This window comes from Streptomyces sp. NPDC033180 (assembly GCF_055577645.1).
Genome location: NZ_JBVIPU010000005.1, coordinates 224,175 through 248,750 on the forward strand (window position 1 = coordinate 224,175; position 24,576 = coordinate 248,750).

At 69.0% G+C, this 24,576-nt stretch carries 20 protein-coding genes and 1 riboswitch; of the genes, 10 read left to right on the top strand and 10 right to left on the bottom strand.

Going from position 1 to position 24,576, the window contains the following annotated elements; genetic code table 11:
* Nucleotides 1–163: 163 nt before the first annotated feature.
* The 6 genes from ACZ5WE_RS17550 (at nt 164) to ACZ5WE_RS17575 (ending at nt 7,364) form a co-directional block, all read left to right on the top strand.
* Nucleotides 164–1,507: an HD-GYP domain-containing protein gene (locus ACZ5WE_RS17550; RefSeq protein ID WP_467688896.1), complete on the top strand. Its 1,344-nt coding sequence runs from the start codon at nt 164–166 to the stop codon at nt 1,505–1,507.
* Entirely contained in the window at nt 1,411–2,793 is a 1,383-nt protein-coding gene (locus ACZ5WE_RS17555; protein ID WP_467688898.1) for an HD-GYP domain-containing protein, read from the top strand. Before ACZ5WE_RS17550 ends, ACZ5WE_RS17555 begins: the two co-directional genes overlap by 97 nt.
* 102 nt (nt 2,794–2,895) lie before the next feature.
* On the top strand, nt 2,896–3,876 hold the full coding sequence (locus tag ACZ5WE_RS17560; protein WP_467689211.1) for a tetratricopeptide repeat protein: 981 nt from the start codon (nt 2,896–2,898) through the stop codon (nt 3,874–3,876).
* Between the two features lie 64 nt (nt 3,877–3,940).
* Nucleotides 3,941–4,591, top strand: coding sequence for a peptide deformylase (def, locus tag ACZ5WE_RS17565; RefSeq protein WP_467688900.1), 651 nt, complete (start codon nt 3,941–3,943; stop codon nt 4,589–4,591).
* A gap of 305 nt (nt 4,592–4,896) precedes the next feature.
* Nucleotides 4,897–6,018 (top strand): epi-isozizaene synthase, encoded by a 1,122-nt coding sequence (gene cyc1, locus ACZ5WE_RS17570; protein ID WP_467688902.1) that lies wholly within the window; start codon nt 4,897–4,899, stop codon nt 6,016–6,018.
* Nucleotides 6,015–7,364, top strand: a complete 1,350-nt coding sequence (locus tag ACZ5WE_RS17575) for a bifunctional albaflavenone monooxygenase/terpene synthase (RefSeq protein ID WP_467688904.1) — start codon at nt 6,015–6,017, stop codon at nt 7,362–7,364. Before cyc1 ends, ACZ5WE_RS17575 begins: the two co-directional genes overlap by 4 nt.
* Here the strand turns inward: ACZ5WE_RS17575 and ACZ5WE_RS17580 are convergent.
* The 8 genes from ACZ5WE_RS17580 to ACZ5WE_RS17615 form a co-directional block, all read right to left on the bottom strand.
* Nucleotides 7,318–8,319: a helix-turn-helix domain-containing protein gene (locus ACZ5WE_RS17580; protein WP_467688905.1), complete on the bottom strand. Its 1,002-nt coding sequence runs from the start codon at nt 8,317–8,319 to the stop codon at nt 7,318–7,320. The two genes, ACZ5WE_RS17575 and ACZ5WE_RS17580, sit on opposite strands and share 47 nt — an antisense overlap.
* A gap of 243 nt (nt 8,320–8,562) precedes the next feature.
* Nucleotides 8,563–9,585 carry a ribonucleotide-diphosphate reductase subunit beta gene (locus ACZ5WE_RS17585; protein WP_467688907.1) on the bottom strand — a complete coding sequence of 341 codons (1,023 nt, stop codon included), beginning with the start codon at nt 9,583–9,585 and terminating at the stop codon, nt 8,563–8,565.
* Nucleotides 9,585–11,993, bottom strand: a complete 2,409-nt coding sequence (locus tag ACZ5WE_RS17590; RefSeq protein ID WP_467688909.1) for a ribonucleoside-diphosphate reductase subunit alpha — start codon at nt 11,991–11,993, stop codon at nt 9,585–9,587. The genes ACZ5WE_RS17585 and ACZ5WE_RS17590 overlap by 1 nt, the downstream gene beginning before the upstream one ends.
* Before the next feature lie 135 nt (nt 11,994–12,128).
* Nucleotides 12,129–12,252: riboswitch (cobalamin riboswitch) on the bottom strand.
* 116 nt (nt 12,253–12,368) lie between these two features.
* Entirely contained in the window at nt 12,369–14,018 is a 1,650-nt protein-coding gene (gene mctP, locus ACZ5WE_RS17595) for a monocarboxylate uptake permease MctP (RefSeq protein WP_467688911.1), read from the bottom strand.
* Nucleotides 14,015–14,284, bottom strand: a complete 270-nt coding sequence (locus tag ACZ5WE_RS17600; protein WP_467688913.1) for a DUF3311 domain-containing protein — start codon at nt 14,282–14,284, stop codon at nt 14,015–14,017. The genes mctP and ACZ5WE_RS17600 overlap by 4 nt, the downstream gene beginning before the upstream one ends.
* A 143-nt stretch (nt 14,285–14,427) precedes the next feature.
* The gene (locus ACZ5WE_RS17605) at nt 14,428–14,625 is read right to left on the bottom strand and encodes a YbdD/YjiX family protein (RefSeq protein ID WP_467688915.1); all 198 of its coding nucleotides are present in this window, start codon (nt 14,623–14,625) and stop codon (nt 14,428–14,430) included.
* Nucleotides 14,622–16,775: a carbon starvation CstA family protein gene (locus tag ACZ5WE_RS17610; protein ID WP_467688917.1), complete on the bottom strand. Its 2,154-nt coding sequence runs from the start codon at nt 16,773–16,775 to the stop codon at nt 14,622–14,624. Before ACZ5WE_RS17610 ends, ACZ5WE_RS17605 begins: the two co-directional genes overlap by 4 nt.
* Before the next feature lie 101 nt (nt 16,776–16,876).
* A complete protein-coding gene (locus ACZ5WE_RS17615; protein WP_467689213.1) occupies nt 16,877–17,674 on the bottom strand; it encodes a GntR family transcriptional regulator in 798 nt (265 codons plus the stop codon).
* A 274-nt stretch (nt 17,675–17,948) separates the two neighbouring features.
* On the opposite strand from ACZ5WE_RS17615, the gene ACZ5WE_RS17620 reads away from it, so the two are divergent.
* The 4 genes from ACZ5WE_RS17620 (at nt 17,949) to ACZ5WE_RS17635 (ending at nt 22,639) form a co-directional block, all read left to right on the top strand.
* Nucleotides 17,949–19,220 carry an extracellular solute-binding protein gene (locus ACZ5WE_RS17620; RefSeq protein ID WP_467688919.1) on the top strand — a complete coding sequence of 424 codons (1,272 nt, stop codon included), beginning with the start codon at nt 17,949–17,951 and terminating at the stop codon, nt 19,218–19,220.
* A gap of 106 nt (nt 19,221–19,326) precedes the next feature.
* Nucleotides 19,327–20,307: a carbohydrate ABC transporter permease gene (locus ACZ5WE_RS17625; RefSeq protein WP_467688921.1), complete on the top strand. Its 981-nt coding sequence runs from the start codon at nt 19,327–19,329 to the stop codon at nt 20,305–20,307.
* Nucleotides 20,304–21,134: a carbohydrate ABC transporter permease gene (locus ACZ5WE_RS17630; protein WP_467688923.1), complete on the top strand. Its 831-nt coding sequence runs from the start codon at nt 20,304–20,306 to the stop codon at nt 21,132–21,134. The genes ACZ5WE_RS17625 and ACZ5WE_RS17630 overlap by 4 nt, the downstream gene beginning before the upstream one ends.
* 8 nt (nt 21,135–21,142) lie before the next feature.
* The gene (locus tag ACZ5WE_RS17635) at nt 21,143–22,639 is read left to right on the top strand and encodes a glycoside hydrolase family 3 protein (protein ID WP_467688925.1); all 1,497 of its coding nucleotides are present in this window, start codon (nt 21,143–21,145) and stop codon (nt 22,637–22,639) included.
* 122 nt (nt 22,640–22,761) lie between these two features.
* Here the strand turns inward: ACZ5WE_RS17635 and nagB are convergent, their stop codons facing one another.
* Together nagB and ACZ5WE_RS17645 are read right to left on the bottom strand one after the other, a co-directional pair.
* Entirely contained in the window at nt 22,762–23,547 is a 786-nt protein-coding gene (gene nagB / locus ACZ5WE_RS17640) for a glucosamine-6-phosphate deaminase (RefSeq protein WP_344530135.1), read from the bottom strand.
* A 244-nt stretch (nt 23,548–23,791) separates the two neighbouring features.
* Nucleotides 23,792–24,550 carry an SDR family oxidoreductase gene (locus tag ACZ5WE_RS17645; RefSeq protein ID WP_467688927.1) on the bottom strand — a complete coding sequence of 253 codons (759 nt, stop codon included), beginning with the start codon at nt 24,548–24,550 and terminating at the stop codon, nt 23,792–23,794.
* Between the last annotated feature and the right edge of the window lie 26 nt (nt 24,551–24,576).

The following is a 24,576-nucleotide window of genomic DNA, read 5'->3' on the forward strand; positions in this document are numbered from 1 at the left end:
GACGGGAGTCCGTCACGGCCTGCTTTTTTCTGTCCACCGTCGTTCACCGTCACTCGTACGTGCCAATTTCCGCGAGGGGGGCTCGGAGCGTGCGACTCTCGCTCTAGTCTCCGGACCTTGGAACGTGGTCCCTGGGGACGGTCACGGGGGAGGAGACGGTGCCATGCGGTCCATCGCCCCATGGGCGCGCGCCTACATCCTGTGCGCCGCCCTGGCCTGCGCCGCCTGCGCCGCGCCCGCGCTGACCTCGCCGCGCACGCCGTGGGGCGCGCTCGCGCTGCTCACCGCGCTCTACGCCGGGTGCGAGCAGATCACGCGGTGCCGGGTGGTCGGACGCCGCGTACCCAACGGCCTCGGCACCTTCTTCCCCGTGCTGCTCGCCGCGGTCTTCCTGCTGCCGCCCGGGGCCGCCGCCCTCGTCGCGGTGCCGGGGGCCCTGCTCGCCCGCGTCGAGCGACGCCCCCGGTGGGTGCGCAGGGTCTGGCGCGCGGCCCAACTCGCCCTGGCCGCCTGGGTGTCGGCGTGGACGTATGGAGCGTTCGGCGGGCGCGAAGCTGTGGCCGCGCCCGACTTTCCGTACGCGCTCGTGCCCGCGGGAGCGGCCGTCCTCGCCTTCTCCGTCGTGCTGACCGCCCTGGACGGCGGCATCCTGGCCACCGCGGAACGGGCGCCGGTGCGGACCGCCTGGCGGGGGCTCTTCCTGCGGTCGTTCGCGCCGGTCGCCGTGCACGGCCTCGCCGGTCTGATGATGGCGGTGCTGTGGCGCAGTCCGTACGGGCCGCTCGCCGCGCTCCTCGTGCTGCTGCCGATGGGGGTCTCCTGCTGGGCCTTCGCGCAGTACCACCGGGAGCGCGCCGCCCACCAGGCCACCATCCGGGCGCTCGTGCAGGCCGTCGACATCAAGGACCGCTACACCCGCGGGCACAGCGAGCGCGTGGGGCGGGCCTCCGTGATGATCGCGCGGGAGCTGGGGATGGCGGACGAGCGGGTGGAGAGCCTGCGGTTCGCCGGAATCCTGCACGACGTCGGCAAACTGGGCGTACCGACCCGGCTCCTTCGCAAGGACGGGCCGCTGACCCCCGAGGAGCGGCGGGTCATCGAGCTGCATCCCGAGTACGGGCACGAGATGGTGCGCGGGATCGGCTTCCTCGGGGAGGCGCGGGCGGCGATCCTGCACCACCACGAACGGATCGACGGGAGCGGGTATCCCTACGGGCTCGTGGGGCGGCAGATTCCGGAGTTCGCCCGGGTGGTGGCCGTCGCCGACGCGTTCGACGCCATGACGTCCACGCGGTCCTATCGGCGGGGGCGCCCGGTCGCCGCCGCTGTGGCCGAGCTGTCCCGCTGCGCGGGATCGCAGTTCGACCCTGTGATGGTCGCCGCGCTGCGGCGGGCGATCGACCGGCATGGATGGCATCCCGCGGTCACCTCGGACACCGGCGAGGTGCCCTCCCCTCGGCAGGAGGCCGCCGGTGTGCCCACGCCTCCCGGGGCGGGAGCGCGGTGAGGGCCCGCCTGCCCACGACGGTGGCGGTCTGTGTATACGGCGCCGCCGGGCTGCTCACGCTGCTCGCTCTCGCCTGGACCCTCTGGCACGGCGTGGCCGAAGGGGGGATCGCGCTCGCCTTCGGGGGGCTCGTCGCCGTGGGGGAGCTGGCCCGGTGGGGCGCAGGGGGGAGCGACAGGGAGCCCGCCCCGCTCGGGGCCGCGGGCGCGCTCGCGTACGCGCTGCTCGGGGAGGTCGGGGGACGGCCCACGCATCACGGCGTGTTCCAGGTGATCGCTGTGGTCGTCGCGGCCGCGCTCGTCGGCGCCGTCCCGCATGTGGCGCTCGGCAAGGGGCCCGCCCTGGACCACGTGGCCCGGCGGGTGCTCACCGTCGGGTTCGCCGCCGCGTGCTTCCAACCGCTCTACAACGCCGGGAAGTTGAAGGAGTGGGTGGGGCAGGGGCCCGCCTTCGCCGCCGTCATCGTGGCGCTGCTCGTCCTCACGGCCCTGTGCGACGCCGTGCTCGCCGCGGCCATGGCGCACGCCCGTACCCTCCCCCACAGCCTCAAGGGCACGGGAGGTACCCCCATGCCCTTCGGCCCCATCCTGAGAGACGAGCTGCGGGCCATGCTCGGCATCGGGTCCGCCGTGTGCGCGACGGGGGCCGTCATGGCGCTCGCGGTCGCCGTGGCGGGGCTCTGGGCGCTGCCGGTGTTCAGCCTGCCGCTGCTCCTGACCCAGCTGTCGTTCGGGCGGTACGCCGCGGTGCGGACCACCTATCGGCAGACCATCACCTCGCTGGCACGGTCCACCGAGATCGCCGGGTACACCCCGCAGGGTCACGCCCGCCGGGTGGCCGCGCTCAGCAGGGCCGTCGGCCGTGAGCTGGGTCTCTCCGCGCCGGACCTCACGGTCCTGGAGCACGCGGCGCTGATGCACGACATCGGGCAGCTCTCCCTCGTCGACCCCGTGCCCGCGGGCGCCACCGCGGCCCTGCCGGACGCGGAACAGCGGCGCATCGCCCTGCTCGGGGGCGCCGTCGTGCGTCAGACGGGGGTGAACGGCGACATCGCCGTGGTCGTGGAGCGGCAGGCGGACCCGTATCGCGATCAGCCGCTCACCGCCCGTATTGTGCGAGCCGCCAACGCGTACGACGAGATGGCAAGGGGAGAAGGTCCCACGGGGCCTCTCAACGCTCTGGAGCGGCTGCGCCTCGGCACCGGCCGCGACTATCAGCCCGAAGTGGTGGAAGCCCTGGCCCGGGTGCTTTCGCGGGGCGGTCATAGCTTGCCGCCGGTTGGGTAACCCATGGGTAATGAGCGGCCGTCCGACCGTACGTGGTTGGATGCGAAGAGGGCCCTCGGGCACAGCGAAACTCAGGAACTCAAGGACCGGCAGGCGGGAATCGTGAGGATCTTCGGCAAGGGACGGCACCGGCCCTCCGCCTCATGGCGGCAGGCCACCGACCGCGCCTTCACGCTGATCGGCGACGGGCGGTACGAGGACGCGGGCGCACTCCTTACCCGCGCGGCGGATCTCGAGCCGTGGCTCTCGGAGTCCTGGTTCAACCTCGCGCTGCTCCACAAGTTCCGGCACGACTGGGAGCAGGCGCGGGCCGCGGGTCTGCGGGCCGTCGCGCTGCTCGACCGGTCACAGGGCGCCCCCGACTGGTGGAACGTGGGGATCGCCGCCACCGCCCTGCAGGACTGGCCGCTTGCCCGGCGTGCCTGGCAGGCGTACGGCCTGAAGGTGCCCGGCGGTGTGGCCGCGTCCGGGGAGCCCACCGGCATGGACCTGGGCAGCGCCGCCGTGCGGCTGTCGCCCGAGGGTGAGGCCGAGGTCGTGTGGGGGCGCAGGCTGGACCCCGCGCGCATCGAGGTGCTCTCCATCCCGCTGCCCTCCTCCGGGCGCCGCTGGGGCGAGGTCGTGCTGCACGACGGCGTTCCGCACGGCGAGCGGACGACGGGGGAGGGGGACTCGTATCCCGTCTTCGACGAGATCGAGCTGTGGGCTCCCTCACCCGTCCCCACCTGGGTGGTTCTCCTTGAGGCCGCCACCGAGGACGACCGGGACGCCCTGGAGAAGCTCGCCGCGGACGCGGGCTTCGCCGCCGAGGACTGGTCCTCGTCCGTACGGCTGCTGTGCCGCATGTGCTCCGAGAGCCGCATGCCGAGCGACGAGGGCGACGGCGAGCACCTCGACCCGCACGACCACAGCGAGCCCGGCCACCCCGGGCCGCTCGGCCACCGCAGCCCCGGCGCCCTGTGGGTGCCCGAGCGCGAGTGCGGCATCGCGGCGCCCGCCGCCCTGGTGCGCGGCCTGCTCGACGGCTGGGTCGCGGACAGCCCGGACTCCCGTGACTGGCGGGATCTGGAAGAGGTCTGCTGACTCCTGGCCGTAGGCTGTACCGGCACTATCTCTTGTGGGTTCCCAGGAAGGCGTACGTCGGACAATGGCGCAGGACACTGAGCAGCAGGCCTCGGGCGGGGTCCTCCCCGTAGACGACGAGGGCTTCGTCATCGACACGGAGGACTGCGAGGAGCGGGAGACGGCCCACCGCGAGCGCGGCACGTCCCGGCCCATCACGGTCGTGGGCAACCCTGTGCTGCACAAGGAGTGCAAGGACGTCACCGCCTTCGACGACGAGCTCGCGCAGCTCGTCGACGACATGTTCGCGAGCCAGCGGACCGCCGAGGGCGTGGGCCTGGCCGCCAACCAGATCGGCGTCGACCGGAAGGTCTTCGTCTACGACTGCATGGACGACGAGGGCAGGCGGCACGTCGGCGTGGTCTGCAACCCCGTCGTGCGTGAGCTCCCCGCGGACCGGCGCCGCCTGGACGAGGCGGGCGAGGGCTGCCTTTCCGTGCCCACGGCCTACGCCGATCTGGCCCGCCCGGACTACGCCGAGGTGACCGGGCAGGACGAGAAGGGCAACCCGATCAAGGTGCGGGGCACCGGGTACTTCTCCCGCTGCCTGCAGCACGAGACGGACCACCTGTACGGCTACCTCTACATCGACCGCCTGTCCAAGCGTGACCGCAAGGACGCGCTGCGGCAGATGGAAGAGGGCACTCCGCGCTACCCCGTGGTGCCGAACGCCTAGTCGACTCCGAACTCGCGCGCACCACGCGCCACCTGCGGCCCCTGGCCGGGAACTTCTTCCCGGCCAGGGGCCGTTCGCATGAACCGACCTCAACCGGTCAGCTGTGCGATCGAAACAGGCTCATGGTGATCCAAAATCAGTCACGTACGGGGATTTTCTCGGCACTGGGGGGTAGTGAATGGCGCAAATCTGTTCCCTGAACGGTCAGTTGTGGTGCTGAATGGAAAGCGCGGGGATACACAACGGCGCGCGCCCGGTACGGCGGGAGGGGCGTGCGTTTTCACGCGGCTGAGAGGGGTTTGTCCGTGCCTGCATATTCACACGGCACTTCACCGACACAGACACGGGCGCCGGCGGTATCCGTGCCGCCAGCGTTGGCGCTTCCGGTGATCGAGTCAGGGTTTCCTCGTCAACTGCATCCGTATTGGCCACAGCTCCAGGAGAAGTCCAGGACGTGGCTGCGCGAAATGCGCCTCATGCCCGCGGACAAGGTCGAGCGGTACGCGGACAGCCTGTGCTACACGGACCTGGTCGCCGGCTACTACATTGGCGCACCCGATGAGTTGCTCAGCGCGATAGCCGATCTCAGCAGTTGGTTCTTCGCGTGGGACGACCGGCACGACCGCGACTCGGTGCACGGCAGGGCGCTGCAGTGGCGCCGACTGTGCCGCGGGCTCCACGAGACGCTGCGGACTCCCCGGCAACAACTGCGGCACCACGACCCTCTGGTGGCGGGGTTCGCGGACTGCGTCCTCAGGTTGTACTCCCACCTCGGCCCCAGCTGGAACGCCCGGTTCGCGCGGCATTTCCACAGCGTGATCGAGGCGTACGACCTGGAGTTCAGGAACCGCAGGACCGGCACGGTCCCGACGGTCGAGGCCTACATCGAACTGCGCAGGCTGACGTTCGCCCACTGGGCGTGGATCGACCTGCTCGAGCCCACGGCACGCCACGAGCTGCCGCCGGCGGTGCGCAAGCACCCCGCGTATCGGCGGGCGGCGCTCGCCACACAGGATTTCTCCGCCTGGTACAACGACCTGTGCTCGCTCCCCAAGGAACTCGCGGGAGACGAACTGCACAATCTCGGGATCAGTCTGATCCAGCACGAGGGGTTGTCCCTGGAAGAAGCCGTGGCGGAAGTGCACCGGCGGGTGACCCGATGCATATCTGATTTCCTCGTGGCGGAAAAGGAAGTGCTGCGTCTCGCCGGGCAATTGGCCGATGGAAGCGTGCAGGGGAGGGAACTCTCGGACGCAGTGGAATCGTGCGTCGCCAATATGCGGAACTGGTTCTCTTCCGTGTACTGGTTCCATCACGAATCCGGTCGCTATCGGGTGGACAGCTGGGACGACAGGTCCATTCCCCCGTATGTGAGCGACGCGGAACTGAGTGACCTGGCCGAAACTGAATTGGTAGGTGAGGAATGAGCGTCGAATCCGCGATACCCGCGACAACAACTCCACCGCTCGTCAGTGGCGGTGCCCCGCTCATCGGGCATGCCTGGAACCTGGTGCGCGACCCGCTCGGCTTCCTCGCCGCGCTGCGGGATCACGGTGATCTCGTACGCATAAGGCTGGGGCCCAAGACGGCGTACGCGGTCTGCGACCCCGAACTGGTCGGGCAGCTGTTGAGGAGCCCCGACTACATCGTCGGAGGGCCGCTCTGGGACACCCTGGAAGTGCTCCTCGGCAAGGGCGTGGCGACCAGCAACGGCAAGCTGCACCGGCGTCAACGGCGCATGATGCAGCCCGCGTTCAGGCCCGACCGGATCGCCGGCTACGCCAAGGTGATGGAGGAGGAGGCCCGCCTGACGGCCGCGCGCTGGCGGCCGGGCGACACCGTCGACATCAACGCGGAGATGTTCCGCACCGCCGTGCGCGTCGTGTCCCGCTCGCTCCTGGAGGTCGACGCGATCAGCGAGAAGGCGGACCGCATCGCCGAATCGCTGCACACCGTCTTCGAGGGGCTCTACCGCAGGATGGTCCTCTCGGTCGGTCCGCTGTACCGCGTGCCGACCCAGGGCAACCGCCGCTTCCAGAGCGCGCTGGCCGATCTGCACGCACTGGTCGACGAGATCGTCGCCGAAGGCAGGGCGGCGGGCCCGGATCAGGACGACCTGTTGGCCGAAATGCTGCGGGCACGCGATGAATCAGGGCAGCCGCTCAGCGATCAGGAGGTTCACGACCACGTGATCTCCCTTGTTGTGGCGGGTGCCGAGAATATCGCGTCGACCCTGGCGTGGACGTTCCATCTGCTGGCCCAACACCCCGAGCAGGAAAGGCGATTGGTTGAAGAGGTAAATTCCGTAGCGCCGGGCCGGGAGATCACATTCGCCGACCTCGGGTCTCTGCCGCACACCCGGAATGTCGTCACCGAGGCCATGCGTATACAACCCGCAGCCTGGATATTCACCCGCAGGTCGGTGGGGGAAACCAACCTGGGCGGCTACCGCATTCCGGCCGGTGCCGACATCGTCTACAGCGTGTACGCGATGCAACGCGATCCGCGTTCCTTCGAGCAGCACCTCGAGTTCGACCCGGACCGCTGGAACCCGGAACGCGCGGGTGACGTACCGGAGTTCGCGATGATGCCGTTCGGTACCGGTAACCGCAAGTGCCCGGGCGACCATTTCAGTCTGGCCGAACTCGCCATCATCCTGGCGACGGTGGCCCCGAAGTGGCACCTGGCGCCGGTCGCGGAGACCGACGCCGACACGAAGATCGGCATCACGCTACAGCCGAAGCATCTGGTCCTGCGGGCCGAGCGGCGCTGACGGCAGGGCCGCGGAAGGTGCGGCGGTAGGCGTTCGGCGTGGTGCCGAGCGCCCGCAGGAACTGGTGGCGCATCGCCGCGGCGTTGCCGAAACCGGCACGCCCGGCGATGGCGTCCACCGTCTCGTCCGAGCCTTCGAGCAACTCCTGTGCCAGGAGCACGCGTTGGCGCAGGAGCCAGCGGTAGGGCGTGGTGCCGGTCTCCTGCTGGAAGCGGCGCGCGAAGGTGCGCGGCGACATGTGCGCGCGCTCGGCGAGCCGCTCGACGGTGATGTCCGTGTCCAGATGGCGCTCCATCCAGGCGAGTACCCCGCCCACCGTGTCGCACGCCGATCGCGGCAGCGGGCGTGCCACGAACTGGGCCTGGCCGCCGTCGCGATGGGGTGGCACGACCATGCGCCGGGCGATGGCGTTGGCGACCTCCGTGCCGTGCTCCTGGCGGACGATGTGCAGACACGCGTCGATCCCGGCGGCGGTGCCGGCCGAGGTGATGACCGGGTTCTCGTCCACGTACAGGACGTCGGGCTCGACCCGGGCGCGCGGATAACGCACCGCGAGTTCCGCGGCGTGCTGCCAGTGCACGGCGCAGCGCCGGCCGTCCAGCAGGCCCGCGGCGCCGAGCACGAAGACGCCGGAGCAGACGGAGAGGATGCGGGTCCCGCGGTCCACCGCGCGGCGCAGGGCGGCGAGCAGCTCCTCGGGGTAGTCGCGGTTCACGAACTCCTGGCCCGCGGGCACGGTGATGAGGTCGGCCTCTTCCAGCCGGTCGAGGCCGTACGGAGTGGTGATCGAGAACCCGGCGTGATTGCTCAAGGGTCCGCTCTCCGCGGCGACCACCGCGAAGTCGTACACGGGAAGGCCCGCGTCGCTCCGGTCGAGGCCGAACACCTCGCAGACGACGCCGAGTTCGAAGGGGTGCACGCCGTCGAGCAGGACGGTGGCCACGTTCTTCAGCATGTGTGCCAGTGTGCCGCAGGGCTGGCAGTAAGTCGATGGTGTGTGGCAGTCCTGCCACTGCCGCGTCCGCCCGGCGCGCAGGACAGTGAGGACATGAACACATTCCTCGGATACGTGACCGTCCTGACCGTCCTCCTCCTGCTGGCCGCGCCCTCGCTCGTCGGGTACGTCCACGACCGTCGGATCGACCGCGAGCTGCGCGAGGCGGAATCCGCCCCGCGCAGCCCGGACGTACCGGAGGTACTAGAACTCGTCGTCGAAGGAGACCGAACCCTCGACCGCGACCTGGTAGGCCGAAGGCCGGCGCTCGAAGAAGTTGGTCAGCTCCTGGACACCCTGGAGTTCCATGAACGAGAACGGGTTTGAGGAGCCGTAGACCGGCGCGAAGCCGAGCCGCTGGAGCCGCTGGTCGGCGACGCACTGGAGGTACTCGCGCATGGAGTCGGTGTTCATGCCGGGCAGGCCCTCGCCGCACAGGTCGCGTGCGAACTGCAGCTCGGCCTCGACGGCCTCCTTGAGCATGTCCGTGACCTGCGTCTGGAGCGCGTCGTCGAAGAGCTCGGGCTCCTCCTTGCGCACGGTGTCCACGACGTCGAAGGCGAAGCTCATGTGCATCGTCTCGTCGCGGAACACCCAGTTGGTGCCGGTGGCGAGGCCGTGCAGCAGGCCGCGCGAGCGGAACCAGTAGACGTACGCGAAGGCGCCGTAGAAGAAGAGCCCCTCGATGCACGCGGCGAAGCAGATCAGGTTCAGCAGGAAGCGGCGCCGGTCGGCTTGCGTCTCCAGGCGGTCCATCTTCTCGACGGAGTCCATCCACTTGAAGCAGAACTCGGCCTTCTCGCGGATGGAGGGGATCTCCTCGACCGCGTCGAAGGCCGCGGCGCGGTCCTCCGGGTCGGGCAGATAGGTGTCGAGCAGCGTCAGATAGAACTGGACGTGCACGGCCTCCTCGAAGAGCTGGCGGCTCAAGTAGAGCCGTGCCTCGGGGGAGTTGATGTGCTTGTAGAGCGTGAGCACGAGGTTGTTGGAGACGATCGAGTCGCCGGTCGCGAAGAACGCGACCAGGCGGCCGATCATGTGCTGCTCGCCGGGCGAGAGCTTGGCGAGGTCGGCGACGTCCGAGTGGAGGTCGACCTCCTCCACGGTCCAGGTGTTCTTGATCGCGTCCCGGTAGCGCTCGTAGAAGTCCGGGTAGCGCATGGGGCGCAGGGTCAGCTCGAAGCCCGGGTCGAGGAGGTTCTTTTCGGCGTTCGTGGTGCTGGACATTACTGGCAGGCCTCGCAGGACTCGGGGTTTTCCAGGGAGCAGGCGACGGCGTCTTCGGCCGTGACCTGGGCAGGTACGAAGGAGGGGTCGGGAACGGGCTCGGCGGTCTTGCCCGCCGCCGCGCGGGCGATGCGGGTCGCCGGGCGCGAACGCAGGTAGTACGTGGTCTTCAGACCCTGCTGCCAGGCGTAGGCGTACATCGAGGAGAGCTTGCCGATGGTCGGCGTCTCCAGGAACAGGTTCAGGGACTGCGCCTGGTCGAGGAACGGCGTGCGCGCGGCGGCCATGTCGATCAGGCCGCGCTGCGGGATCTCCCACGCGGTGCGGTAGAGCTCGCGCACCTCGGCCGGGATCCAACTGAACCCCTGCACCGAGCCGTTGGCCTCGCGCAGCGCCTCGCGGGTCTTGGCGTCCCAGACGCCGAGCCGTTTCAGTTCCTGCACCAAGTAGGCGTTGACCTGGAGGAATTCACCACTCAGCGTCTCGCGCTTGAAGAGGTTGGAGACCTGCGGCTCGATGCACTCGTACACGCCCGCGATGGACGCGATCGTGGCGGTCGGCGCGATCGCGAGAAGCAGCGAGTTGCGCATGCCGGTCACGGCGATACGTTCCCGCAGCGCCGCCCAGCGCTCCGGCCAGGTCAGCTCGACGCCGTAGTGGTCGGGGTGCAGGACACCGCGCGCGGTGCGGGTCTTCTCCCAGGCGGGCAGCGGGCCGTTGCGTTCGGCGAGGTCGGCGGACGCCTCGTACGCGGCGAGCATGATCCGCTCGGCGATGCGCGTGGAGAGAGCACGCGCGGCGGGGGAGTCGAAGGGCAGCTTCAGCTGGAAGAAGACGTCCTGCAGACCCATCGCGCCCAGACCGACCGGACGCCACCGTGCGTTCGACGTGCCGGCCTGCTCGGTCGGGTAGAAGTTGATGTCGACGACGCGGTCGAGGAACGTGACGGCGGTACGGACGGTCTCGTCGAGCCGCTGCCAGTCGATGTCACCGGCGGCCGTGTCCACGAAGGCGCCGAGGTTCACCGAACCCAGGTTGCAGACGGCCGTCTCACCGTCGTCCGTCACCTCCAGGATCTCCGTGCAGAGGTTGGAGGAGTGGACGGTGTGGCCGGGCTCCGCCGTCTGGTTGGCGGTGCGGTTGGCGGCGTCCTTGAACGTCATCCAGCCGTTGCCGGTCTGCGCGAGGGTGCGCATCATGCGGCCGTAGAGGTCACGGGCCGGGATGGTCTTGCGGGCGAGCCCGGCGGCCTCGGCCTCGCGGTAGGCGGCGTCGAACTCCTCGCCCCACAGGTCGACGAGCTCGGGCACGTCGGCCGGCGAGAACAGCGACCAGTCCTCGCTGGCGGCGACCCGGCGCATGAACTCGTCCGGGATCCAGTGCGCGAGGTTGAGGTTGTGCGTGCGGCGCGCGTCCTCACCCGTGTTGTCGCGCAGCTCCAGGAACTCCTCGATGTCGGAGTGCCACGTCTCCAGGTAGACCGCGGCGGCGCCCTTGCGGCGGCCGCCCTGGTTCACGGCGGCGACGGAGGCGTCCAGGGTCTTCAGGAACGGGACGATGCCGTTGGAGTGGCCGTTCGTGCCGCGGATCAGCGAACCGCGGGCGCGGATGCGGGAGTACGAGAGGCCGATGCCGCCCGCGTGCTTGGAGAGGCGCGCGACCTGGTGGTAGCGGTCGTAGATGGAGTCCAGCTCGTCCAGCGGGGAGTCGAGGAGGTAGCAGGAGGACATCTGCGGGTGGCGGGTGCCGGAGTTGAAGAGCGTCGGCGAGGACGGCAGGTAGTCCAGACGGCTCATCAGGCGGTACAGGGCAGCGACTTCGTCCACCGAGCGCGCGGAGCCGTCCTCGGCGAGGCCGCTCGCGACGCGCAGCATGAAGTGCTGCGGGGTCTCGATGACGTGCCGGGTGATCGGGTGGCGAAGGAGATAGCGGCTGTGCAGGGTGCGCAGACCGAAGTATCCGAAGCGGAAGTCGGCGCCGTCCTGGAGGGCGGCGTCCACGAGCCCGTCGAGGTGCTCCGCGTGGTCGGCGACGAACGCGGCGGTGCGGTCCGCGATCAGTCCCTCGCGGTGTCCCACGGCGACCGAGTCGGAGAAGGAGCGCACGCCCTGCGAGGCCGCCTCGTCACGGATGCTGAGACTGAGGAGCCTGGCCGCGAGCTGCGAGTACGTCGGGTCCTCGGAGATGAGCCCGGCGGCCGCCTCGGTCGCGAGCTCCCGCAGCTCCGCCACATCCGCTCTGGCCGAACGGCCGCGCAGCGCGGCGGCGGCGACCCGGCCGGGGTCGGCGTCGGGGAGGTCGGCGGTGAGGTCGGTCAGGGTACGCAGCAGCGCGGTTCCTGGGCCGTCGGCGGTCTGCTGACCGTCGGTGATCTGCGCTGACGCAGGTTCGGCTGGCGCGATGGTCACGGAGCACTCCCTCGCTCGGCTCAGAGCCTTGCGGAGGGGTGAGTGACACACGGGGGCCGCCCCTGGGCAGGGCTGCGCTCCGCGTCCACCAGCCCATTCCACGAGGCCCGGACGTCGTCGGCACCCGGACCGGTCGGAACGGGCGCACTGTCGACAGGTCTTCGGACTTGCGAGCACGACAAATGCGTACTCATACACCGTTGCGGGACAGTTCCGGACTTGCACCGGATTCCCCTGCGGCGACAGCGAGCACGAGCATACATCTTGTGCTGGCTCTGAGCGGCAGCCCCATATCTTGTGTCGGCGCGCACAAAAAAGCGCGGGCCGCCGGGGGAATCCGGCGGCCCGCGCCATGCGTTACGTACAGGAACAGGCTCAGTGCCCGCCCGGTGCTCCCACCGTGGCAGGCGGCAGTTCCTCCGTGACGCCGGGGTCGCCCGCGTCCGCCGTGTAGTCGCCGGGAGACGTCTCGTCGATGCCGTCAGGGGCCTTCATGGCGCGCAGGACGAAGGTCATGACCACGGTGACCACCACGTTCAGGACGAACGCCGTGAGGCCGATGTAGCCGATCTCGCCGATGCCGGGGATCTCGTCGGACGAGCCGCCGAAGTGCTTCTGCGTCGGCGAAGCGACACCGTACGCGGCAGCCGTTCCGTAGACCATGCCGACCGCCCAGCCCGCGAGCAGCGCCCAGCGGTGGAACCACCGCGTGAACAGGCCGCCCACCAGCGCGGGCATGGTCTGCAGGATCCAGATGCCGCCCAGGAGCTGGAAGTTGATCGCGACCGTCTTGTCCATGGTGAGCACGAAGGCGAGGGCGCCCACCTTCACCAGGAGCGAGACAAGCTTGGAGACCTTGGTCTCCTGGGCGGGCGTCGCGTCCGGCTTGAGGAAGTCCTTGTAGATGTTCCTGGTGAACAGGTTCGCGGCCGCGATGGACATGATGGCGGCCGGGACGAGCGCGCCGATGCCGATCGCCGCGAACGCGACGCCCGTGAACCAGTCGGGGAACATGTTCTCGAACAGCTGCGGGATCGCCAGCTGCCCGTTCTCCACCTTCACCCCGGCCGCGATCGCCATGAAGCCGAGGAGCGCGAGCAGCCCCAGCATCAGCGAGTAGAGCGGCAGGATCGTGGTGTTGCGGCGGATCACGTTGCGGCTCTTGGAGGAGAGCGTCGCCGTGATCGAGTGCGGGTACATGAACAGCGCGAGCGCGGAGCCGAGCGCGAGCGTGGCGTACGTCCACTGCCCGGCCTCGCCCGGCGCGAGACCCGCGACGGGCTTGCCCGCGGCCTCGTTCGCCGACGAGAACTTGTCGCCCGCCGCCTGGAAGATCTCGTCGAAGCCGCCGAGCTTGATCGGGATGTAGATGATCGCGACGGCGATGACGAGATAGATCAGGCCGTCCTTCACGAACGCGATCAGCGCGGGAGCGCGCAGACCCGACGAGTACGTGTACGCGGCGAGCACCGCGAACGCGATCAGGAGCGGCAGGTCCTTGATGAACCAGTTCGTGTCGGGGCCGCCGCCGACGCCCATGACGTCGAGCACGGCCTGGATGCCGACCAGCTGGAGCGCGATGTACGGCATCGTGGCGAGGATGCCGGTGACCGCGACGGCCAGCGAGAGCCCCTTGGAGCCGAAGCGCCCGCGAACGAAGTCCGAGGTCGTCACGTATCCGTGCTTGTGCGAGACCGACCAGAGCCGCGGCAGGAAGGTGAAGATCAGCGGGTAGACGAGAATCGTGTACGGCACCGCGAAGAAGCCGGCCGCGCCCGCCGCGTAGATCGCCGCCGGGACCGCGACGAACGTGTACGCCGTGTAGAGGTCGCCGCCGAGCAGGAACCACGTGACCCAGGTGCCGAACGACCGGCCGCCCAGGCCCCATTCGTCCAGGCTCTCGGTCTCGGCCTTGCGCCAGCGCGCGGCCAGGAAGCCCATCGCCGTCACGGCGACGAAGAAGAAGATGAAGACGGCGAGGGCGATGCCGTTGACGCCGCCCGTGTCCGCTGCGAGCACGTTCATCGGGTCGCACCCCCCTGGGCCTGCTCGGCCTTGCGGGCGCGCTGGTCACGCTGCCACAGCTTGTAAGCGATCATGGTCAGAGCGGTGGATATGAGCACCCACAGCATCTGGTACCAGTAGAAGAACGGGATGCCGATGAAGGTCGGGTCGACCTTCGCGTAGGAGCTCACCCAGAGCATCGCCACGAACGGCGCGACGAGACAGAGGGCAACGACCACGCGGACCGGCGTGATCACCGGTCTGCTCACTTCAGGCGCATCTGACACTTCGCGGCTCCGCTCCCTCGCTTATCCCACCTTTAACGTGCGGGAAATCTAAGCGAGAGGATTGATCTATGGAACCCCCGTCCGGATAGCGGACGGATACGGGACACATCAATGTGCCTGCTCAGTACGGGAACGGCGGATGCTCAGCAGCAGCGGAACCCCCGCCTGGGGTCCGACTCCTGCTGATCCGTCCGCATACGCTCGAACTCCCTCCGGGAGGGCACGGATGCCCCGGGATGCGTCTTCCGCTTGTGCGCGACATAGCGGTCGTACGCGGACTCGTCGGTCAACTCCCGTGCGTACCAGCGCACCCAGCGCAGCCCGCGCAGCACCCACGTCATGACGAGACCTGCGCGTCGTCGGAAGACCTGGCCTTCGCCGCCGCCAGCTCGGCCTTCTCCTCCGGTGTCGCGATGAGCCCGGCCGGAGCGGTGAGCTTCGACTCCACGTACTCGGCCTCGCTCAGCTTCGACGACCGGGGGTCGCGGATGTGCTTCACGCAGATACGGGCCGCGTCCGCGATCACGATGACGATGAGCAGGGCGAGCACAGCCGAAAGGACGCCGTCCACCGCGGAGTTGGTGACGACGGTGTGCATGTCGTCCATGGACTTGGCGGGCGGCAGGACCTTTCCGTCGTCGATGGCGTCCTGGTAGATCGAGCGCTGCTTGAAGAAGCCGACGCGCGGATCGCTTGAGAACACCTTCTGCCAGCTCGCCGTGAGCGTCACCGTCGCGTCCCAGGCGAGTGGAACGCCGGTGATCCAGGCCCACTTGAGGCGCCCCGACTTCACCAGGAGCGTCGTGCAGACGGCGAGCGCGACCGCGGCCAGGAGCTGGTTGGAGATGCCGAAGATCGGGAAGAGCTGGTTGATCCCGCCGAGCGGCTCGTGCACGCCCACCCAGAGGAAGTATCCCCACAGGCCGGTGACGATCGCGCTCGTGATGATGAGTCCGGGCTTCCAACTGACCCTCTTGAAGGGCTTGTAGACGTTCCCGAGCATGTCCTGCAGCATGAAGCGGCCCACGCGCGTACCCGCGTCGAGCGCGGTCAGGATGAACAGCGCCTCAAACATGATCGCGAAGTGGTACCAGAACGCCTTCAGGGAGCCGCCGGTGACCTTCGAGAAGATCTCGGAGACACCGACCGCGAGCGTGGGCGCCCCGCCGGTGCGCGAGAGCAGCGAGGACTCCTCGACGTTCTTGGCGGCCTGCGCGAGATCCTCGGGGGAGATGGAGTACCCGAAGCCCGCGACCGCCTGGCTCGCCGCCTGGACGTTGTCCCCGATGACGCCGGCGGGCGCGTTCATGGCGAAGTAGAGCCCCGGGTCGATGATGCTCGCCGCGATGAGCGCCATGACCGCGACCGACGACTCCATCAGCATGGAGCCGTAGCCGATCATCCGGATCTGCGTCTCCTTCTGGACCATCTTCGGCGTGGTGCCCGACGAGATCAGCGCGTGGAAGCCGGACAGGGCCCCGCAGGCGATGGTGATGAAGACGAACGGGAAGAGCGATCCCGCGAAGACGGGCCCGTCGCCGCGCGAGGCGAAGTCGGTCACCGGGTCCATCTTCAGCGTCGGCAGCGTGATGACGACGCCGAGCGCGAGCAGCAGGATCGTGCCGACCTTCATGAACGTGGAGAGGTAGTCGCGCGGCGCGAGCAGCATCCACACCGGCAGGATCGAGGCGATGAACCCGTACGCCACCAGCCAGATGACCAGCGTCGAGGGCGCGAGCGTGAACGTCTGAGCCAGGGACGACTCGGCGACCCAGCGCCCGGCGACCAGTGCGACGAGAAGCAGCGTGATCCCGATGAGGGAGACCTCGCTGACCCGGCCGGGGCGCAGGATTCGCAGGTAGAAGCCCATGAAGAGCGCGATCGGAATGGTCATCGCGATGGAGAAGGTGCCCCAGGGGGAGTCCGCGAGCGCGTTCACGACGACGAGCGCGAGCACCCCGAGCAGGACGATCATGATGGCGAACGCGGCGAGCAGCGCGGCGGCCCCGCCGAAGGGGCCGATCTCCTCGCGCGCCATCTGGCCGAGCGACTTCCCGTCACGCCGTGTGGAGAAGAAGAGGACGACCATGTCCTGCACGGCGCCCGCGAAGATCACGCCGACGATGATCCAGATCGTGCCCGGCAAGTACCCCATCTGCGCGGCCAGTACGGGCCCCACCAGGGGGCCCGCGCCCGCGATCGCCGCGAAGTGGTGGCCGAGCAGGACACGGCGGTCGGTCGGGTGGAAGTCGATGCCGTTGTCCAGTCGCTCCGCCGGAGTGGCCCGCTTCTTGTCGACCTTCAGGACGCGATGGACGATGAACTTGGAGTAGAAGCGATAGGCGATGGCGTACGAGCCGAGGGCCGCGGCCACCATCCAGGCGGCCGACACCTCCTCGTCCCGCGAGAGCGCGAGCACGGTCCAGCCCGCGGCGCCCACCAGCGCGACGAGGGACCAGATGACGATGGTTCGGGGATTGGCTGTGCGCACCGGGTCGTCCTCCCGTTCATCATGCGATGACGGGAGGAACGTAGAGCAGCACGGTGATCTGCGCCAGACCCCGGAAGAGGGTCGGTGCGCCGAGCTGCCGGTTACTCCGTGGGGCGCTTGAGGCGTGCCACGAACTTGTAGCGGTCGCCGCGGTACACCGAACGGACCCATTCCACCGGCTGGCCGCCGCCGTCCAGGGAGTGCCGCGACAGGAGCAGCATCGGCAGACCCACGTCCGTGCCGAGCAGGCCGGCCTCGCGCGGCGTGGCGAGGGAGGTCTCGATGGTCTCCTCGGCCTCCGCGAGGTGGACGTCGTACACCTCGGCGAGTGCGGTGTAGAGCGAGGTGTACTTCACCAGGGAGCGGCGCAGGGCCGGGAAGCGCTTGGCCGAGAGGTGTGTCGTCTCGATGGCCATGGCCTCGCCGTTGGCCAGGCGGAGCCGCTCGATCCTGAGCACCCGGCCGCCTGTACTGATGTCGAGCAGTCCGGCGAGGGTGTCGTCGGCGGTGATGTAGCCGATGTCCAGGAGCTGCGAGGTGGGTTCGAGGCCCTGGGCCCTCATGTCCTCGGTGTACGAGGTGAGTTGGAGGGCCTGGGAGACCTTCGGCTTGGCCACGAAGGTGCCCTTGCCCTGGATCCGCTCCAGGCGGCCCTCGACGACCAGCTCCTGCAGGGCCTGGCGCACCGTCGTGCGCGAGGTGTCGAACTCGGCGGCCAGCGTGCGCTCCGGCGGGACCGGGGTGCCGGGCGGCAGCGTCTCGGTCATGTCGAGCAAGTGCCGCTTCAGGCGGTAGTACTTGGGCACGCGCGCGGTACGGCCGACGGTCGCCGCCGTGCCGGTCTCCGCGGCCGGGGACGCACCCGCCTCGGTTTCCGTACTCCCCGCCTCGGTGCCCATGGCCCGCCTTCCTGCTGCCGTCACCGGCTCCTCCGTCTGTCGCGGCTCACATCGTGGCACGTACCGGGCCGGGCACACCGTGCCCGCTCAGGTGTCGGTCCGATAACGGACCTGACAGCCCTTCTTATACACCCTTGACACCCCTAAAGGTCTAGGCCAAGCTCCCCGTACTGGTCTACACCATTAAAGACCAGGTTCCAGTCCCACGGGCAGATCTCGGTCCTATTGGTCGCTGCGGGTGGGGGGTTGACTGGCATCCCTTGAGGAGGGTGACGTGAAGCGCAAGCTCATAGCGGCCATCGGTGTCGCGGGCATGTTGGTCTCGATCGCGGCCTGTGGCAGCGACGACGACAAGAAGGCCGGGGGAGCCGACAGCTTCAAGGGGGAGACCCTGACGCTCTGGGCGATGGACGGCTCCACGCCGGACAAGTGGCAGAAGGACGTCACGGCTGCGTTCGAGAAGAAGACCGGCGCGAAGCTGAAGTTCGAAGTCCAGCAGTGGAACGGCATTCAGCAGAAGCTGACCACCGCCCTCTCCGAGGAGAACCCGCCGGACGTCTTCGAGATCGGCAACACCCAGACCGCCGCGTACGCCAAGACCGGCGGGCTCGCCGAGCTCGGCGACCTCAAGGAGTCGATCGGCGCCGACTGGACCGAGTCGATGAACAAGGCCTCGGTCATCGACGGCAAGCAGTACGCCGCCCCGTGGTTCGTCCTCAACCGCGTCGTGGTCTACAACAAGAAGATCTGGGCCGACGCCGGCATCAAGGACACCCCCAAGACCCGCGAAGAGTTCCTCAAGGACCTCAAGCAGATCGGCGCGAGGACCGACGCCGAACCGATCTACATGCCGGGACAGTTCTGGTACCACTTCGTCGGCCTGACCATCGGTGAGGGCGTCGAGCTGGTCAAGAAGGACGGCGACAAGTACGTCTCCAACCTGGGCGACCCGAAGGTCGGCAAGGCCATGAAGACGTACCAGGAGTTCGCGAAGCTCTCCAAGGCCCCCAAGAACAAGGACGAGGCCACGCCGCAGCAGGGCGAGGTCTTCGGCAAGGGCAAGACCGGCACCTTCATCGGCATGCCGTGGGAGGCCGACCTGGCCATCAAGGCGGACAAGAAGATCGCGAAGGACATCGGCTACTTCACGATCCCGGGCGTCACGGCCGAGAAGCCCGAGGGTGTCTTCCTCGGCGGCTCCAACCTCGCCATCGCCGCGACCAGCAAGAAGCAGGAGCTCGCCAAGGAGTTCCTGAAGATCGCGCTGTCCGACAAGTTCGAGGGTCAGTTCGCCAAGGAAGGCGGCGTCATCCCGAACAAGGAGTCCCTCGAGTCCTCCCTCGCGGGCAACCCGGCCGCCAAGGCCATGACGCCCGCCACCCCCGGCGGCGGCATCACCCCGCTGATCCCGGAGTGGGGCGCGGTGGAGAACCCGCCGAACCCGATCAAGAACTACATGTCCGCGGTGCTCAACGGTAAGTCGCCTGCCGATGCCGCCAAGCAGGTCGAGGGCGAGCTCAACAAGCGTCTGGCGCAGAAGCAGTAAGGACGCGCTCCTGCCGGGGCCTTCGGGCCCGGGGTGTCATCACCCCCGGGCCCGGTGCCCCGGCGCAGCGCTGCGTTCCGCGATGCCCACGAAAGAGATGGCGAGCATGACCGTGCAGACCGAACGGCCGCCCTCCGGCCCGACGGACGTCGTGAAAACGGACGGACGGCCGGCTGATCCCGGCAAGCCCCGCGAGCGGGCCCGGTCGCTCGCCCCCTACCTGCTCCTGCTTCCCGCGGTCGCGGTCACCCTGCTGCTCCTCGGCTGGCCGCTGGTCAACAACGGGATTTTGTCGTTCCAGAACCTCAACATGAGGCAGTTCATCCTGCACCTCACGGAGTGGAACGGGTTCGACAACTACAAGGAGGTCCTCACCGGCGAGGACTTCTGGCGGGTCACCGGCCGCTCGGTCGCCTTTACCGCCGTCAACGTCGTGCTGATCATGATCCTCGGCACGCTGGTCGGACTACTGCTCGCCCGGCTCGGCCGGAAGATGCGCACGTTCCTCCTGGTCGGCCTCGTGCTCGCCTGGGCGATGCCCGTCGTCGCCGCGAGCACGGTCTACCAGTGGCTGTTCGCGCAGCGCTTCGGCGTCGTCAACTGGGTGCTCGCCAAGATCGGCTTCGAGTCGATGGCCGAACACGACTGGCTGGCCACGCAGTACTCGACCTTCTTCGTCGTGCTGCTGCTGATCGTCTGGATGTCCATCCCCTTCGTGGCGATCAACCTGTACGCCGCCACTACCACCATTCCCAACGAGCTGTACGAGGCCGCGGCCCTGGACGGCGCCGGCGCCTGGAAGCAGTTCACCCAGGTCACGCTGCCGTATCTGCGGCCCTTCCTCTACGCCACGACGTTCCTGGAGATCATCTGGGTCTTCAAGGCGTTCGTACAGGTCTTCACGATCAACGAGGGCGGACCCGACCGGCTCACCGAGATCCTTCCCGTCTACGCCTACATCGAGGGCATGGGCAACCAGCACTTCGGCATGGGCGCCGCGATCGCGCTGCTCACCATCGTCATCCTGCTGGCCATCACATCGTTCTACCTGCGGATCGTGCTCAAGCAAGAGGAGGACGAGCTGTGAAGCGCTCGCTGATGGGCCGTCTGTGGCCCAACCTGACAGCTGTCGTCATCTTCGTCCTCTGCGTCTTCCCCGTGTACTGGATGTTCGCGACGGCCTTCAAGCCGAGCGGCGACATCATCGCCGAGGACCCGGTCTGGATCCCGACCGACGTCACGCTGGAGCACTTCAAGAAGGCGATGAACGCCGACCACTTCTGGACCATGGTCGGCAACTCCCTCACTGTCACGGTCCTCGCGGTCGTCTTCTCGCTCATCATCGGCGTGACCGCGGCGTTCGCCCTCGCCCGTATGCGCTTCAAGGGGCGCCGCGGCTTCATCATCGGTTTCATGCTCGCGCAAATGGCCCCGTGGGAGGTCATGGTCATCGCGATCTACATGATCGTGCGCGACGCCGACATGCTGAACAGCCTGATCCCGCTGACCCTGTTCTACATGGTGATGATCCTGCCCTTCACCCTCCTCACGCTGCGCGGCTTCGTCGCCGCCGTGCCCAGGGAGCTGGAGGAGTCCGCCATGGTCGACGGCTGCACCCGTATGCAGGCGTTCCGCCGGGTGATCCTGCCGCTGCTCGCGCCGGGCCTGATGTCGACCTCGCTCTTCGGCTTCATCACCGCGTGGAACGAATTCCCGCTCGTCCTTGTCCTCAACAAGGAGGCGGAGGCCAAGACGCTGCCGGTGTGGCTGTCCAGTTTCCAGACCGCCTTCGGCGACGACTGGGGTGCCACCATGGCCGCCGCCTCGCTCTTCGCCATCCCGATCCTCGTCCTCTTCGTCTTCCTGCAGCGCAGGGCCGTCAGCGGTCTGACCGACGGTGCCGTGAAGGGATAACACGCCATATGACGACACTCACCAGCCCCACCGACACTCTGACCCGCGACGCCCTGACCGTCCTGCAGCCCGGCTTCGTAGGAACCAGCGCGCCGGACTGGCTGCTCCGCAGGATCGGTGAGGGCCTCGCATCGGTCGGCCTGTTCGGCCGCAACATCGCCTCGCCCGAACAACTGGCCGCACTGACGGCCCAGTTGCGTGCCGAGCGCGACGACGTCCTGGTCGCCATCGACGAGGAGGGCGGTGACGTGACCCGCCTGGAGGTCCGCTCCGGATCCTCCTTTCCCGGCAACCACGCGCTCGGCGCGGTCGACGACACGGCGCTGACCCGTGATGTGGCCGCCGAGCTGGGCCGCCGGCTCGCCGCCTGCGGCGTCAACCTCAACTGGGCGCCCTCCGCCGACGTCAACTCCAACCCGGACAACCCCGTCATCGGCGTACGCTCCTTCGGCGCCGACCCGCTCCTGGTGGCCCGGCACACCGCCGCCTACGTCGAGGGGCTGCAGTCCTCCGGCGTCGCCGCCTGCACCAAGCACTTCCCGGGGCACGGCGACACCGCGGTCGACTCGCACCATGACGTGCCGCGCATCGGGGTGGACCCCGAGATGCTCCGGGCGCGTGACCTCGCGCCGTTCCGGGCCGCGATCGCCGCGGGCACGCGCGCGGTGATGAGCGCGCACATCCTCGTCCCCTCTCTGGACGCGGAGTACCCGGCGACGCTCTCGCGCCGCATCCTGACGGGCATCCTGCGCGAGGAACTGAACTACGACGGCCTGATCGTCACGGACGGCATGGAGATGCAGGCCATCTCCGCCACGTACGGAATCGAGCGCGGCAGCGTCCTCGCCATCGCCGCGGGTGCCGACGCGATCTGCGTGGGCGGCGGCCTCGCGGACGACGACACGGTCCTGCGCCTGCGCGACGCGCTGGTCGGGGCGGTGCGCGCGGGCGAGCTCTGCGAGGAGCGCCTCGCCGACGCGGCCACGCGGGTACGGGCCCTGGCCCATTGGACTTCGGTGTCGGGCGCGGCCGATCGTTCGGGGGGCGTGCCCGGCACCGAAATCGGCCTGGTCGCGGCCCGCCGCGCCCTGACGGTCACCCGGGGCGAGACCTACGCGGCCCCGCTCACCGAAGCTCCGTTCGTCGCCGCGTTCACGCCGATGGCCAACATCGCGGTGGGCGACGAGACGCCGTGGGGCGTGGCCGCGGAGCTCGAACGGCTGCTCCCTGGCACGGAAACGGGCAGCTTCACGGGCGCGGACGCGGGCGCGCTCGCCCTCGCGGAGGCGGGGGAGCGGCGCGTGGTGGCCGTCGTCCGCGATGCCCACCGCCACGCGTGGATGACGGAGGCACTGCACACCCTGCTGACCGCTCGCCCCGACACGATCGTGGTCGAGATGGGCGTCCCCCAGTCCACGCCGACAGGCTCCCTCCACATCGCCACCCATGGGGCGGCGAGGGTCTGCGGCCTGGCGGCGGCAGAGGTGATCACGGGCGCCCCGTAAGGGGCGCGGGGAACTGCGCGATCAGCCCCGACGCACCAGCAGGTGGGCTACAGGCAAAAAGGTGCCGGGCGCCCCCGACAGAGGGGCACCCGGCACCTTTCGCATGAGGCCCAGGGGCCCGCTCAAAGCCCTTGCCAGGCAGGCTTCGCCGCATACGTGGCCCGGAAGTACTCCCCGAGCTTCAGCTTGGAGGCAGCCGCCTCGTCCACGACGACCGTCGCGTGCCGATGCAACTGCAGAGCCGAAGCCGGAACAACCGCGGCGACAGGGCCCTCCACCGTCGCGGCGACCGCGTCCGCCTTGCCCTCGCCGGTGGCCAGCAGCACCAGATGCCGCGCTTCGAGGATCGTCCCGATCCCCTGAGTGATCACGTGGTGCGGCACCTGCTCGATGTCCCCGTCGAAGAAGCGCGCGTTGTCCACCCGCGTCTGCTCCGTCAGCGTCTTGATCCGCGTACGCGAGGCGAGCGAGGAGCACGGTTCGTTGAACCCGATGTGCCCGTCCGTGCCGATCCCGAGCAGTTGGAGGTCCACACCCCCGGCGTCCGCGAGCGCCTGGTCGTACGCCTCGCACGCCGCCTGTACGTCCTGCGCGCTGCCGTCGGGCCCCATGAAGGACTTCTCGCTGAGCCCCAGCGGCTCGACGACCTCGCGCAGCACCACGGAGCGATAGGACTCGGGATGCCCGGCGGGCAGTCCCACGTACTCGTCGAGCTGGCAGATCCGCGCCCGCGACGCATCCACGGCACCGGAGCCGACCTTGGCCGCCAGGGCTTCGTAGATGGGCAGTGGGGTGGATCCGGTGGCGACACCGAGCAGGGCGTCAGGCTTACGGCGCACCAAGGCGGCCATGGCCTCCGCGATGAGCTCGCCGCCTGCCTTGGCGTCCGGGACGATGACAACTTCCACGCTGGGCCTGCCGATCTGGAGAGGGGCTCACGGGCCCGGAGAGAGGACCCACGGGGAACTACTGGACTATGTGGTATAGACCAATCTAGCAGAGCTGGCCCGCCCGGGCCCCGGGTTCCCGGGCTTCAAGTTCCCGCATTCCATGCTCGGCTCTCCGGCCCGCCCCCGCCCGTCGGGCAGGCCACGCCCCGAGCGGCCGACGCCCCGCGACGCCTCTCCGGCGCCGGGCCGCAGACGTCCGCGCTCACACCCCGAGTGCGGAGCCTCCCGTCGCGTCGATGTACTGACCGGTGATCCACCGCGCGTCGTCCGAGGCGACGAAGGCGACGATGTCCGCCACGTCGGCGGGCCGGCCTATGCGGTCGAAGGTCGAGTACCCGGCCATCTCGCCGCGCTGCTCCTTTGGAAGCCCGTCCATCATCTCCGTCTCGATGATCCCCGGCGCCACCGCGTTGACCGTGATCCCGCGCGGACCCAGGTCCTGGGCCAGGGTGTGCGTCAGGACGTTCAGTGCTCCCTTCGTCATCGAGTACCCGATCGTGATCGGGAAGGCGATGCGGGTGACGCCCGAGGAGATGTTGATGATCCGGCCGCCGTCGCGCAGTCGGTCGAGGCCCTTTTGAATGATGAAGAACGGTGCTTTCACATTGACCGCGAACACCCGGTCGTACTCCGCCTCCTGGACCTCTCCCACGTGGCTGTAGAGCCCGATGCCCGCGTTGTTCACCAGGATGTCCAGGCCGTCGGCATGCCGGTCGAACTCGGTCCAGAGGGCTTGGGCGTCGCCGGGAACACCCAACTCCGTGCCGATCGTGAAGGCGGAGCCGCCCGCGGCCTCGATCGCCGCGACCGTCTCCTTCGCCGCGACCTCATTGCTGCCGTAGTGCACGGCGACCCGCGCGCCGTCCCGCCCAAGACGCTCGGCGATGCCCCGCCCGATGCCCCGGCTGCCACCCGTGACCAGTGCCGTCTTCCCTGCGAGCTTCCCTGCAAGCGCACTCATGAGAGCCGCCCCCTGTTTCTCTAGTG